15 protein-coding genes are annotated in these 12,192 nt (G+C 63.5%); 9 read left to right on the top strand and 6 right to left on the bottom strand.

Annotated elements, in window-relative coordinates:
• Position 1 precedes the first annotated feature (1 nt).
• The 4 genes from EOA19_RS07530 to deoA are packed head-to-tail and all read left to right on the top strand — an operon-like array spanning position 2 to position 3,581.
• On the top strand, positions 2-973 hold the full coding sequence (locus EOA19_RS07530; RefSeq protein WP_128303188.1) for an ABC transporter permease: 972 nt from the start codon (positions 2-4) through the stop codon (positions 971-973).
• A gap of 56 nt (positions 974-1,029) precedes the next feature.
• Positions 1,030-1,422, top strand: a complete 393-nt coding sequence (gene cdd, locus EOA19_RS07535; RefSeq protein ID WP_013529630.1) for a cytidine deaminase — start codon at positions 1,030-1,032, stop codon at positions 1,420-1,422.
• 30 nt (positions 1,423-1,452) lie between these two features.
• Positions 1,453-2,262 (top strand): purine-nucleoside phosphorylase, encoded by an 810-nt coding sequence (locus EOA19_RS07540; protein WP_128303189.1) that lies wholly within the window; start codon positions 1,453-1,455, stop codon positions 2,260-2,262.
• A complete protein-coding gene (gene deoA, locus EOA19_RS07545; RefSeq protein WP_128303190.1) occupies positions 2,262-3,581 on the top strand; it encodes a thymidine phosphorylase in 1,320 nt (439 codons plus the stop codon). Before EOA19_RS07540 ends, deoA begins: the two co-directional genes overlap by 1 nt.
• An 82-nt stretch (positions 3,582-3,663) precedes the next feature.
• Here deoA and EOA19_RS07550 read toward each other — a convergent pair whose 3' ends face one another.
• The 3 genes from EOA19_RS07550 to EOA19_RS07565 form a co-directional block, all read right to left on the bottom strand.
• Complete coding sequence (locus EOA19_RS07550; protein WP_128303191.1) at positions 3,664-4,227, bottom strand: TIGR02281 family clan AA aspartic protease; 564 nt, start codon at positions 4,225-4,227, stop codon at positions 3,664-3,666.
• Positions 4,228-4,445: 218 nt separating this feature from the next.
• Positions 4,446-5,075, bottom strand: a complete 630-nt coding sequence (upp, locus tag EOA19_RS07560; protein WP_023812571.1) for a uracil phosphoribosyltransferase — start codon at positions 5,073-5,075, stop codon at positions 4,446-4,448.
• A gap of 146 nt (positions 5,076-5,221) precedes the next feature.
• Entirely contained in the window at positions 5,222-6,196 is a 975-nt protein-coding gene (locus EOA19_RS07565; RefSeq protein ID WP_128303193.1) for an adenosine deaminase, read from the bottom strand.
• A 134-nt stretch (positions 6,197-6,330) separates the two neighbouring features.
• Here EOA19_RS07565 and ubiE point away from each other — a divergent pair, with 134 nt between their 5' ends.
• The 5 genes from ubiE (at position 6,331) to coaBC (ending at position 10,751) form a co-directional block, all read left to right on the top strand.
• Complete coding sequence (gene ubiE / locus EOA19_RS07570; protein ID WP_127328341.1) at positions 6,331-7,107, top strand: bifunctional demethylmenaquinone methyltransferase/2-methoxy-6-polyprenyl-1,4-benzoquinol methylase UbiE; 777 nt, start codon at positions 6,331-6,333, stop codon at positions 7,105-7,107.
• A 70-nt stretch (positions 7,108-7,177) separates the two neighbouring features.
• Entirely contained in the window at positions 7,178-8,752 is a 1,575-nt protein-coding gene (gene ubiB, locus EOA19_RS07575; RefSeq protein WP_128303194.1) for a 2-polyprenylphenol 6-hydroxylase, read from the top strand.
• A 76-nt stretch (positions 8,753-8,828) separates the two neighbouring features.
• Positions 8,829-9,089 carry a plasmid stabilization protein gene (locus EOA19_RS07580; protein ID WP_023812567.1) on the top strand — a complete coding sequence of 87 codons (261 nt, stop codon included), beginning with the start codon at positions 8,829-8,831 and terminating at the stop codon, positions 9,087-9,089.
• Positions 9,086-9,493: a type II toxin-antitoxin system VapC family toxin gene (locus EOA19_RS07585; protein ID WP_127290735.1), complete on the top strand. Its 408-nt coding sequence runs from the start codon at positions 9,086-9,088 to the stop codon at positions 9,491-9,493. The genes EOA19_RS07580 and EOA19_RS07585 overlap by 4 nt, the downstream gene beginning before the upstream one ends.
• A 25-nt stretch (positions 9,494-9,518) precedes the next feature.
• Entirely contained in the window at positions 9,519-10,751 is a 1,233-nt protein-coding gene (gene coaBC, locus EOA19_RS07590; RefSeq protein WP_128303195.1) for a bifunctional phosphopantothenoylcysteine decarboxylase/phosphopantothenate--cysteine ligase CoaBC, read from the top strand.
• A gap of 85 nt (positions 10,752-10,836) precedes the next feature.
• Here the strand turns inward: coaBC and EOA19_RS07595 are convergent, their stop codons facing one another.
• The 3 genes from EOA19_RS07595 to EOA19_RS36525 form a co-directional block, all read right to left on the bottom strand.
• Positions 10,837-11,415, bottom strand: coding sequence for an invasion associated locus B family protein (locus EOA19_RS07595; protein ID WP_128303196.1), 579 nt, complete (start codon positions 11,413-11,415; stop codon positions 10,837-10,839).
• A 35-nt stretch (positions 11,416-11,450) separates the two neighbouring features.
• On the bottom strand, positions 11,451-11,606 hold the full coding sequence (locus EOA19_RS35225) for a hypothetical protein (protein ID WP_164892878.1): 156 nt from the start codon (positions 11,604-11,606) through the stop codon (positions 11,451-11,453).
• Between the two features lie 170 nt (positions 11,607-11,776).
• Complete coding sequence (locus EOA19_RS36525) at positions 11,777-12,085, bottom strand: hypothetical protein (RefSeq protein ID WP_164892879.1); 309 nt, start codon at positions 12,083-12,085, stop codon at positions 11,777-11,779.
• Positions 12,086-12,192: the final 107 nt, after the last annotated feature.

Below are 12,192 nucleotides of genomic sequence, written 5' to 3' on the forward strand. Positions count from 1 at the left end.
GATGGATGTGTTCAACGCGATCATCCAGACATTGGACTCCACCATCCGCCTCTCGGTGCCCCTGCTGCTTGCCTGCCTCGCCGGGCTCTATTCGGAGCGCGCCGGCATCTTCGACATCGGCCTCGAAGGCAAGATGCTGGTCGGCGCCTTCGCCGGTGCTGCGGCCGCTTCCGTGTTCCATTCGGCCTTTCTCGGCCTCGGCATGGCGATCCTGATCTCGGTCGCCTTCGCCATGGTCCACGGCTTTGCCTCGATCACCCATCGCGGCAACCAGATCGTCTCCGGCGTGGCGATCAACTTCATCGCCGCCGGCTCGACCATCATCCTCGGCCAGGCCTGGTTCCAGCAGGGCGGGCGCACGCCGGCGCTGCAACCGGGCGAGCGCTTCGAGGCCATCACCTTGCCGGGCGCCGAGGCCATCCGCGACGTGCCGGTCATCGGACCGATCTATGCCGAGCTCCTGTCGGGCCACTCGATCCTGGTCTATCTTGCCTTCCTGATGGTGCCGTTCACCTGGTGGGTGCTGTTTCGCACCCGTTTTGGCCTCAGGCTGCGCGCCGTAGGCGAGAACCCGGCCGCCGTCGATACCGCCGGCATATCGGTCGCCTGGCTGCGCTACAGGGCGCTGATCTGCACCGGCATCCTCACCGGCATTGCCGGCGCCTACCTGTCGATGGTGCAAAATGGCGGATTCGTGAAGGACATGACCGCCGGCAAGGGCTATATCGCGCTGGCAGCCCTGATCTTTGCCAAGTGGAAGCCGGTCAACGCCATGTTCGCCTGCCTTCTGTTCGGCTTCCTGGACGCGGCGTCGATCCGCCTGCAGGGATCACCGCTGCCCATCATCGGCAAGGTGCCGGCGCAGTTCATGCAGGCGCTGCCCTACATCCTCACCGTGATCCTGCTCGCCGGCTTCATCGGCAAGGCAATCCCGCCACGCGCCGGCGGCGTGCCTTATGTCAAGGAACGTTGAGCGACGGGTCGGCTTTGCGCCGGGTTTTGAACACGATCATCGGAGAGAACACCTGAATGTCGCATGATCTGTTCGAGGCCGCCAAGGCCGCCATGGCCAAGGCCTACGCGCCCTATTCCAAGTTTCCGGTCGGCGCTGCCTTGCGCACCGAGGACGGGCGCGTCTTTACCGGCGCCAACATCGAAGTCGCCTCCTATCCGGAAGGCTGGTGCGCCGAGACCACGGCGCTCGGCCACTACATCATGGGCGGCGGCGGCAAGATCGTGGAGATCGCCGTCCTTGCCGAACGCATGGCCAAATGCTCGCCTTGCGGCGGCTGTCGCCAGCGGCTTGCCGAATTCTGCCGGCCGGAAACAAAGCTCTATCTCTGCGACAATGCGGGTGTGGCCGAGACCGTGACCATGGGCGACATGCTGCCTTACGGCTTCCGCGGCGATATTTTGAAGTGAACAACGGGCTCAAATGAACAGCTGGCAGCGATGACGGAAAAAGCCCTGGATCATCTCGTCGAAAGGCTGGACGGCCTGGCGCCGGCCACGGCACTGGTGCTCGGTTCGGGCCTCGGCGGTCTGGTCGACCAGATCGAGGGCCCGATCCGCGTCTCCTATGCCGACCTGCCGGGTTTTCCCAGAAGCGGTGTCACCGGGCACGCCAGCGAAGTGGTGGCAGGGCTGTTTGCCGGCGTGCCGGTGCTGATGCTGTCGGGCCGCGCCCATTACTACGAGCACGGCAACGCCGCGGCGATGCGGCCGGTGCTGGAAGTGCTGGCCGGCATCGGCATCACGAAACTGATCCTTACCAATGCCGCCGGATCGGTCGATCCGGACATGCCGCCAGGCTCGGTGATGCTGATATCGGACCATATCAATTTCTCGGGCACCAATCCGCTGATCGGCGAACCAAGCGACCGGCGTTTCGTCGGCCTGACCGAAGCCTATGATGCCGGCATCCGCCAGGCCATCGAACGGGCGGCAAATGCGACCGGCACCACCCTGCACAAGGGCGTCTATATGTGGTTCTCCGGTCCATGCTTCGAAACGCCGGCCGAGATCCGCATGGCGCGCATCATGGGCGCCAATGCGGTCGGCATGTCGACCGTACCTGAGGTCATTCTCGCCCGCTTCCTCGGACTGCGCGTCGCCGCCTGTTCGGTCATCACCAATTTGGCGGCCGGCATGACCGGGGCCGAGCTATCGCACCAGGAGACCAAGGACATGGCACCGGTCGGCGGCGCGCGGCTGGCGACGATCCTGCAGCGCGTGTTCCACGACGGACTGCTGGAGACCTGATGCTTCCCCAGGAAATCATCCGCCGCAAGCGCGATGGCCTCAGGCTGTCGGAAGAGGAGATCGCCGGCTTCGTCGCGGGCGTGACGTCGGGCGCCGTTACGGACGGCCAGGCCGGCGCCTTCGCCATGGCGGTGTTCTTCAACGGCATGAACCGCGACGAGGCCGTGGCGCTCACGCTGGCAATGCGCGATTCCGGCGATGTGCTCGACTGGTCGGACCTACCCGGCCCGGTCACCGACAAGCATTCGACCGGCGGCGTCGGCGACAATGTCTCGCTGATGCTGGCGCCGATCGTCGCCGCCTGCGGCGCCTATGTACCGATGATCTCGGGCCGCGGCCTTGGCCACACCGGCGGCACGCTGGACAAGATGGATGCCATCCCCGGCTACATCAGCCAGCCCGACGTCGCGCTGTTTCGCAAGGCGGTGCTCGAAACAGGCTGTGCCATCATCGGCCAGACCGCCGACCTCGCGCCCGCCGATCGGCGGCTCTATGCGATCCGCGACGTCTCCGGCACGGTCGAATCGGTGCCGCTGATCACCGCTTCGATCCTGTCGAAGAAGCTGGCGGCCGGGCTGCAATCGCTGGTGCTCGACGTCAAGGTCGGCAACGGCGCCTTCATGGAAAAATCGCGCGACGCCACCGCGCTCGCCAACAGTCTGGTCGAGATCGCCAACGGCGCCGGACTGAAGGCTTCGGCGTTGATCACCGGGATGAACGAGCCATTGGCGTCGGCCGCCGGCAACGCCGTCGAGGTGCGCAACGCCGTTGATTTCCTCACCGGCCGGTATCGTGACCGTCGGCTCGAGGATGTGACGCTGGCGCTGGCCGCCGAAATGCTGCAGTCGGCCGGGCTGGTGTCGTCCAACCAGGATGGCATGCGGCGCGCCACCGAGACGCTCGCCAGCGGCCGCGCCGCCGCCACTTTCGCACGCATGGTGGCCGCGCTTGGCGGCCCCGCCGATTTCATCGAGAAACCGGAAAAATATCTGCCGGCGGCGGCGATCGAATTCGCCGTCAAGGCGACCGCAAACGGCTTCGTCACCGGCATCGCCACCCGCGATATCGGGCTCGCCGTGGTCGGCCTGGGAGGTGGACGCACGCGGCCGGACGACAAGATCGACCCCGCGGTCGGCATCACCAAGCTGTTGCCGGTCGGTGCGGAGGTTGGGGCCGGCGAGCCGCTGGCGCTGGTCCATGCCCGCTCATCGGCCGATGCCGAGAGCGCTGCCGCAACCGTGCTTTCGGCCTATACGGTCGGCGCCTCGAAGCCGCCCGCCGACAAGTCGGTCATCCGGCGGATTCTGCCGCGCGGCTAAAGCAATTCCAGGAAAAGTGTGAAACGGTTTCCCGGGAAAAGCGCATAGCGCTTTCCCTTGGGAATTGCGGAAACGAATAGCCTTACTGGACGAGCAGCAGCGTGCCGTTCTCGACCTGGTATTTGTCGAGCCGGTTGAGGAAGCTCATGCCGATCAGATTGGTGCGCAGCGCCCTGTCGTCGAGCACGATGGTCTGGACGTCATTGACCGTGATGTTGCCGATCTGCAGGCGGTCGATCATGGCCACGGCCGCCTTGATGGTGCCGTTGGCGGTGTTGACCTCGCGGTTGAAGTCGGAAGCGTTCAACGACAGGCCGATTCTGCGCGCCGTCGAAATGTTGATGGCGACCAGCGTGGCGCCGGTGTCGATCATGCCGTCGACCTGACGTCCATTGAGCTTGAAGGCCGATGAAAAGTGTCCGCGTTCGTCAGCCGCGACGACGACCTTGCGGCCCATCGGCAGCGGTGCCACGGGCTTGTTGGGCACCGATGCCAGGTTGACGTCCGGTTGGGCTTCGGCCGCTTGTTTGCCCGGCACCGCCGACCGCAGTAGGTTTTCGACGAGTTGCGGATTCGACTGATACACAATCGGTATCGAGGCCGATGTACCGGCGAAAACGGCGAGGATCAGAAGTTTGCGCAGCATGGATCGGTCTCGCCGCATGACCCCGAAAATCGGGATCGATTTTCGAAGGCTCACGCAAATCAAGTGCTACAGCGTCCTTTGCGCGTCCGAAATGGACGCGGGGCGCTGCAGTGACAGCCGATCGTTAGACCCGGATGGTGTTTGCCGCTTTAACGCGCGCCAAAACCGCGCCTTTGCGTAAATATTTGGTAAATCGTACCAGGCGACTTTGCCTGATATTACTTGGTCCCGTACATGCGGTCGCCGGCGTCGCCAAGGCCGGGCATGATGTAGCCCTTCTCGTTGAGCTGGCGGTCGATCGAAGCGGTGAAGACGGGAACGTCCGGATGCGCCTTGATGAAGCGCTCGATGCCTTCGGGCGCCGCCAGAAGACAAAGGAAACGGATGTTGGTGGCGCCACGCTCTTTCAGCTTGTCGATCGCCGCGATCGCCGAATTGGCGGTGGCCAGCATCGGATCGACGACGATCACCAGCCGGTCGGCGAGGTCGCTCGGCGCCTTGAAGAAATATTCGACCGCTTCCAGCGTTTCGTGATCGCGGTAGAGACCGACATGGGCGACGCGGGCCGCCGGAACCAGGTCGAGCAGGCCTTCCAGCAAGCCGTTGCCGGCGCGCAGCACCGAGGCGAAGACCAGTTTCTTGCCCTCAAGCGTCGGCGCTTCCATGGTTTCCATCGGCGTCTCGATGGTCGTCGTCGTCAGTTCGAGGTTGCGGGTGACCTCGTAGCCGAGCAGCAGCGAGATTTCGCGCAGCAGCCGGCGAAAGCCGGCCGTCGAGGTTTCCTTCTTGCGCATGATGGTCAGCTTGTGCTGGACAAGCGGGTGGTCGACGACGGTGACGCCCTTCATGGTGTTCTCCTGATGCCTGCGCCCGAAAATGCGCGCATGGCCCTTTCGGACGCGCCGCGCTTCAAGCTGCCTGGGCGAACCCTAGCGGCAATGCGCCGGCCAAGGAACCGCTTGGCCCGCACCGACCACAGCTTTGTCGGCGGAAATCAGCGTGCCGCGCTGCTCAACCGGGCAAGAAGTGCCGTCTTTGTCTTTCTGTCGACGAAAGCGGCTTCGATGGCTGTACGGGTAACGGCGGCCAGCGCCTTTTCGTTCATCGAGAAATGCTCGGCGGCAATGTCGTATTCGCGCTTCAGCGAGGTCCAGAAATAGGGCGGATCATCGGAATTGAGCGTCACCTTGCAGCCTGCCGCCTGCAGGGACGGAAACGGATGGTCGGCAAAACTGTCGAACACCTTGAGCGCGATGTTGGAACCGGGGCAGCATTCCAGCACGACGCCCTCGTCGGCGATGCGCCTGACGAGGTCCAGGTTCTCGATGGCGCGCACGCCATGGCCGATGCGGGACGGACGGATATGATCGAGCGCCGCCTGGACGGTCTCCCAGCCCGTCAGTTCGCCGGCATGGATGGTGATGCCGAGCCCGGCTTCGCGGGCGATCTCGAAAGCCCTGACATAGTCCTCCATATCGCCGATGCGCTCATCGCCGGCAACGCCGAAACCGGTGACCAGCGGATGCCCGCAGCGCGCCGCGAAGCGCGCCGCCTGCTCGATCGACTCGACGCCGACATGGCGCACGCCGGTAACGATCATGCGGCCCTCGATGCCGGTCTTGGCCTTGGCGCGGGCCATGCCTTCGCCGAGCGCATCGGTATAGGCTTTCGGCGACAGCCCGGCCTTTTTCGCGTGGTCCGGCGAGGTGAACACTTCGGAATAGATGGCGCCATCGCGAGCGAGACTGGTCAGATAATGGTCGGCCAGCCGCGCATAGTCCTCCTCGGTCCGGAACAGATCGGCGGAAAAATCATAAGCCGCCAGGAAGGAGGTGAAATCGTGCCAGACGAAGGAACCGTTCTGGATATAGGGCGAGGTGTCCTTGCCGTATTTCTGCGCCTGGCGGACGACGAGTTCGGGCGCCGCTGCCCCTTCGATGTGGCAGTGCAGTTCCGCTTTCAAAGGCATTCAATCATCCCGTCGGTCCGTCCAGGTCTCGAAAACCCGCCACCTGGAAGCGCGGCTGAACACCGCGCCTTAAACAATAGCGCCCGCACCATCGATCGGCTATGGTCCCGCCGGTTTTATGACGGATCAAAAAAATGTCAGTTGAGAGAACCACGGCCGCGGGCGGCATGGAAACCTCCTATGGTTTCAAGCGTGTAGGGGCTGGCGACAAGCAGTCCCTGGTCAACGATGTTTTCCACAAGGTCGCCAACCGCTACGACCTGATGAACGATCTGATGTCGGCCGGCCTGCACCGGCTGTGGAAGGACGCCATGGTCACCTGGCTCAATCCTCCCAAAAGGATCGGCTGGCGCGTGCTGGACGTTGCCGGCGGCACCGGCGACATCGCCTTCCGCATCGTCGATGCCAGCCACGGCAATGCTCATGCCACCGTGCTCGACATCAATGGCTCGATGCTGGCTGTCGGCCGCGACCGGGCCGAAAAGAAGGGCCTGTCCGGCAACACCGATTTCGTCGAGGCCAATGCCGAGGAACTGCCCTTCCCTGATGCCACATTCGATGCCTACACCATCGCTTTCGGCATCCGCAACGTACCGCGCATCGAGGTGGCCTTGGGCGAAGCGTTTCGCGTGCTGAAGCCCGGTGGGCGCTTCCTGTGCCTGGAATTTTCCGAGGTCGAGATGCCGCTGCTCGACAAGGCCTATGAAGCCTGGTCGTTCAACGCCATTCCCAAGATCGGCAAGATGGTCACTGGCGACGGCGAACCCTATTCCTATCTGGTCGAATCGATCGCCAGGTTTCCCAATCAGCAGAATTTCGCGACGATGATTTCCCGCGCCGGCTTCGACCGCGTTTCCTTCCGCAACTATTCCGGCGGTATTGCAGCACTTCATTCGGGCTGGAAGCTTTGAGGCCGGACCGCATTTCTCATAATCGACGCGTGCTATGCCGGTTCAAAGAGCCGGCAGGATTGGCGCTGCCATGAGCAATGTCAGTGCAGGATTCCGGCTCGTAAGGGCCGGCTGGGTGCTGGTCCGCGAGGGTGTCGTCGCCGCCTTGCCGGGTGAGGAGCTGTCCGGCCTGCCGAAGTTCGGCTGGCGGATGGCGCGGCTGTTCACCCGCCGCCGCGCGCTGGCCTATGAGCGCAGCGACCGGCTGGCCAAGGCGGTCGTCCGACTCGGTCCATCTTATGTAAAGCTCGGCCAGTTCCTGGCGACACGGCCCGACGTCGTCGGCAACGACATGGCGCTCGATCTCGCCACGTTGCAGGACAAGATGCACACCTTCCCCAGGGCCGAGGCCATCGCGGCGGTCGAGGCTTCGCTCGGGCGCAAGGTCGGCGATCTCTATACGCAATTCGGCGACCCGGTCGCCGCCGCCTCCATCGCCCAGGTCCATGCCGCCGACGCTCTCCATGACGGCATTGCCACCAAGGTGGCGGTCAAGGTGATCCGGCCCGGCGTGCGCCGCCGTTTCTTCCAGGATCTCGAAAGCTATTTCCTCGCCGCTCGCCTGCAAGAGAAATACATCCCCTCGTCACGCCGGCTGCGGCCGGTCGAGGTCACCCAGACGCTGGCACAGACCACCAAGATCGAGATGGATCTTCGCCTCGAGGCGGCGGCTCTCTCGGAGCTCGGCGAAAGCACCAGGGATGACTCCGGCTTTCGCGTGCCGTCCGTCGACTGGGAGCGCACCGGCCGCGACGTCTTGACCATGGAATGGGTCGACGGTGTCAAGATGAACGACATTGCCGGCCTGGAGGCCGCCGGCCATGAACTGAAGGCGATCGCAGCAAACCTCATCCAGTCGTTCCTGCGCCACACGCTGCGCGACGGGTTCTTCCATGCCGACATGCATCCGGGCAATTTGTTCGTCGAGGCAAACGGCACCATCGTTGCCGTCGATCTCGGCATTGCCGGCAGGCTCGGCAAGAAGGAGCGCCGCTTCCTCGCCGAAATTCTCTATGGCTTCATCACGCGCGACTATCTGCGTGTCGCCGAGGTCCATTTCGAGGCCGGCTATGTGCCGCGCCAGCACAATGTTGCAGCCTTCGCGCAGGCGATCCGGGCCATCGGCGAGCCGATCCATGGCCAGCCGGCCGAGACCATCTCGATGGCCAAGCTTCTGACGCTGCTGTTCGAGGTCACCGAACTCTTCGACATGGCGACGCGGCCCGAATTGATCCTGTTGCAGAAGACCATGGTGGTGGTCGAGGGCGTGGCGCGCACGCTCGACCCGGCCTTCAACATGTGGAAGACGGCCGAGCCGGTGGTCGGCGACTGGATATCAGGCAATCTTGGGCCGCGTGGCATGATGATCGATGCGCGTGACGGCGCCAGGGCGCTGCTCACGCTGGCCCGCCAGATTCCCGAGCTTGCGGCGCGCACCGACCGGCTGTCGCGCGAGATCGACCTGATGGCGGAGCACGGCCTGCGCTTCGACGAAACCACCGCCCACGCCATTGGCAAGGCCGAGGCGCGCTACAGCCGCTCCGGCCGCTGGGCACTGTGGGTCATCGCGCTGACGCTCGTCTATATCGCCTGGAAGATCATCTGAGTGCATGCAATGACAGCAATGCTGTCATTGCATGCACGCTGCTTGTTGCCTATATTAAGCGGCATGGAGCAAGACCATGAGCACGATAACAGTCCGCAACCTTGACGACAACGTGAAGCAGGTGCTCCGCGAGCGCGCCGCCGCGCGCGGCGTTTCGATGGAGCAGGAAGTGCGGGATGCCTTGCGTGAGGCGGCAATCCCAAAAACCAGGCTTGAGAATGGGGCGTGGCGACTGAAGGCTTCCCGTGACGAAATCTTGGCGCTCGGGCGGAAGCTGGAACGCCCTTTTGATCTCAAAGCGATTACTGACCATATGTGGGACGAGGGACTTCTGTGACAGTCGCGGTCGATACCTCGGCGTTGATCGCAATCCTTGGCGCGGAGCCGGATGCCGCTGCATTCGTCGACGTTTTCGGTACCTCATCTGTTGCACTGGTAAGCGCAGCGACGCTGCTGGAGGCGCATTGTGTCGCGAGCCGGTCGAGTGATGGCGTTAACGTCAACGAACTCAAACTGCTAATCGATCTTCTCGAGTTGACGGTAGTTCCTTTTGATTTAGCGCAGCTTGAAGTCGCACGGCTTGCCTACTCTCTCTATGGCCGTGGATCTCATCATCGTGCTGATCTCAACATGGGCGACTGTTTCGCTTACGCCTTGGCCAAGACGCGAAACCTGCCGCTGCTTTTCAAGGGTAATGATTTCATCCATACCGATATCGAACCGGCGCTGAAGCCGGCATGACACTGGACAGGAACTGGTCTCAGGCATGAGCCTCTCCGGCAAGCGCATCCTGCTCATCATTGGCGGCGGCATCGCCGCCTACAAGGCGCTCGATCTGATCCGCCGGCTGCGCGAGCGTGGTGCGGCGGTGCGGGTGATCATGACATCGGCGGCACAGGAATTCATCACCACGCTGTCGGCCGGCGCGCTCTCCGCCGACCATGTCTTTACCGAACTGTTCGACCGCCAGGACGAGCACGATGTCGGCCACATCAGGCTGTCGCGCGAGGCCGATCTGCTGGTGGTGGCGCCCGCCACCGCCGACCTGATGGCCAAGCTCGCAAACGGCCACGCCAACGATCTGGCCTCCACGGTGCTCATCGCCACGGACAAGCCGGTGTTGATGGCGCCGGCCATGAACACCAGAATGTGGGCGCATCCGGCCACCCGCCGCAATCGCGCGACGCTGCAGAAGGACCGCGTCACCTTCGTCGGTCCGGCCAGGGGTGAGATGGCCGAAAGCAATGAAGCCGGCGAAGGCCGCATGGCCGAGCCGCTGGAGATCGTCGCCGCCATCGAGGCACTGCTCGACGTCGGCCCGAAGTCGCTGTCGGGGCGCAAGATCATCGTCACCTCCGGCCCGACGCATGAGCCGATCGACCCGGTGCGCTACATCGCCAACCGTTCGTCCGGCAAGCAGGGCCATGCCATAGCGGCAGCGCTGGCCAGGCTCGGCGCCGATGTGCACCTCGTCTCCGGCCCTGTCGGCATTGCCGATCCGGCTGGCGTGAAGACCATCCATGTCGAACGTGCGCAAGAGATGCGGGACGCGGTGGAACAGCTCCTGCCCGCAGACGCGGCGGTGTTCGTCGCCGCCGTGGCCGACTGGCGAACCGAGAATTCAGCCGGTGAGAAGATCAAGAAGGTCGCCGGCGAAGGGCCGCCGGTGCTGCGCATGGTCGAGAATCCCGACATTCTCGCCGGCGTCGGCCATCACAGCCAGCGACCCGGCCTGGTTATCGGCTTCGCCGCCGAGACGCAGGATCTCCTGCGCAACGCCGAGGCCAAACTCAAGAAAAAAGGCGCCGATCTCATCGTCGCCAACGACGTGTCGCAGGGAAGCGGCGTCGGTTCTTCGGGCGTGATGGGCGGCGATCGCAACCGGGTGCGGATCGTGTCAAAGGCTGGCGTCGAGGAATGGCCGGAGATGAGCAAGGATGATGTGGCGGCGCGGCTCGCCGCCCTGATCGCCGAAAGGCTTAAAACGATCGTCGTTTGAGCTGAAAGACGTTCTGCTGCAGTGACGCACCGCCCTGCCGCGAGACGGCATTCAGGCGGCGCGCTTTAAGTCCTGCGGCTCTACATCAATTGGTCAAAAGCTCGGCGGTCCGGGCAAGCGCGCCGGCGAAGCCGTTGAGCGGAATGGAAAAGCTCACCGCTTGTCCGGTGTCTGCCGCGAAAGCGTCGATCTTCAGTGTGGTGCCTGATTTCAGCAGTGGCGTGACAGTCGCATCGAACACCACCGGCACCAGACAGCCGACGACCTGGCAGGTGTTGAACGCCAGGCTGCCGTCCAGCTTCTGATCGTCGATGGTCAGGCTGACCCCCTTGGCCAGCGCCAGGCCGAACGGCAACGCAAGCGTGCCCGTGGCATCCTCGCCGGTCTTGCTCGACAGCTCTATCGCCAGCAGCCGCTGATTGCTTTGCTTGTTGAATTGCTGATGCGACAGGCTGCAGGTCTTGGCCGTGCCCGATATCTGGCAATTGACCGTCCAGTCGCCGTGGGTTTCAGACAGTGCCGACGCGCCGCCGGGCAACTGCGGCGCATCCGCGGCAGCGGGTGCCGCGACCGCCCTGTCGCTCTTGGTTTGTGCCGCCACGGCCGCCACGCCGACGGTGCAGGCAACACCCAGCATCGCCACGAAATGCGCGTACTTCCTCATCAAGATCCCTCCCGCCCGGCTCCGCCTCGGGCCAGCTAGAAACTGACCTTGAGAGACGCGCTGATCGCGTTCTGTTTAACCGTTTCGCCGAAGGCGCCATTATACCTGACGGACATGCCGACGCCATTGACGCCATTCAGCTCAAGGCCGGCGCCGACCCGATAGAGCGGCGAATCGACGGCCTCCGTCAAGTGCAATGCGGGGTTGCCAGGCAGATTCTCCGCCGCCGCGAAGCGACCTTCGGGGGTGACAAGCAGATTTGGTCGCTCGACCCGCTGGCCATGGCATCGCCGCGCAAACGTCCTATATCAGTGGGCAGAGTTTTTTGCGCGGGAATGAGCGAATGTCGGCACTTCGGCCATCAACGATCTTCACAGTGGCAATGCTGGCCACGGCAGTGCTGGCGGGCGTTTGCCTGCCGGCTTCCGCACAAGCGCTCAATTCCGCTACCGGCAACAATGCGCTGATCCGGCAGAACGACCTGCAAATCCTGCAAAACAGGATACAGCGGCAGCAATATCAGCAGCAACAGCGGCAGTACCGCGCCCAGGACCGCCAGATCGTTCAGCAACCGCCCCCGGTCGTGCAGCAGCTCAAGCCAAGCTGCCAGACCCAGATAATCGGCACCACCGCCGTGAGCAATTGCCGCTGACAACAAGGCCTTTTTCATTTATTTAGCCGACTTAGGTATTTCGAGTGTCTTTCGGCATATGCGAAAGTTTTGGCGGCACATGCGAAAGTTTTGGTTTTGCAACGACGCCTTGTCGCGCTATGCGG

The sequence above is a fragment of the Mesorhizobium sp. M7A.F.Ca.US.010.02.1.1 genome (genome assembly GCF_004023085.1).
Lineage (GTDB): Bacteria > Pseudomonadota > Alphaproteobacteria > Rhizobiales > Rhizobiaceae > Mesorhizobium.

Bases quoted from the DNA above. Each gene is read 5' to 3' on its own strand.
- EOA19_RS07530 (WP_128303188.1), top strand. From the start codon at position 2: ATGGATGTGTTCAACGCGATCATCCAGACATTGGACTCCACCATCCGC.
- cdd (WP_013529630.1), top strand. From the start codon at position 1,030: ATGTCGCATGATCTGTTCGAGGCCGCCAAGGCCGCCATGGCCAAGGCC.
- EOA19_RS07540 (WP_128303189.1), top strand. From the start codon at position 1,453: ATGACGGAAAAAGCCCTGGATCATCTCGTCGAAAGGCTGGACGGCCTG.
- deoA (WP_128303190.1), top strand. From the start codon at position 2,262: ATGCTTCCCCAGGAAATCATCCGCCGCAAGCGCGATGGCCTCAGGCTG.
- EOA19_RS07550 (WP_128303191.1), bottom strand. From the start codon at position 4,227: ATGCTGCGCAAACTTCTGATCCTCGCCGTTTTCGCCGGTACATCGGCC.
- upp (WP_023812571.1), bottom strand. From the start codon at position 5,075: ATGAAGGGCGTCACCGTCGTCGACCACCCGCTTGTCCAGCACAAGCTG.
- EOA19_RS07565 (WP_128303193.1), bottom strand. From the start codon at position 6,196: ATGCCTTTGAAAGCGGAACTGCACTGCCACATCGAAGGGGCAGCGGCG.
- ubiE (WP_127328341.1), top strand. From the start codon at position 6,331: ATGTCAGTTGAGAGAACCACGGCCGCGGGCGGCATGGAAACCTCCTAT.
- ubiB (WP_128303194.1), top strand. From the start codon at position 7,178: ATGAGCAATGTCAGTGCAGGATTCCGGCTCGTAAGGGCCGGCTGGGTG.
- EOA19_RS07580 (WP_023812567.1), top strand. From the start codon at position 8,829: ATGAGCACGATAACAGTCCGCAACCTTGACGACAACGTGAAGCAGGTG.
- coaBC (WP_128303195.1), top strand. From the start codon at position 9,519: ATGAGCCTCTCCGGCAAGCGCATCCTGCTCATCATTGGCGGCGGCATC.
- EOA19_RS07595 (WP_128303196.1), bottom strand. From the start codon at position 11,415: ATGAGGAAGTACGCGCATTTCGTGGCGATGCTGGGTGTTGCCTGCACC.
- EOA19_RS36525 (WP_164892879.1), bottom strand. From the start codon at position 12,085: ATGAAAAAGGCCTTGTTGTCAGCGGCAATTGCTCACGGCGGTGGTGCC.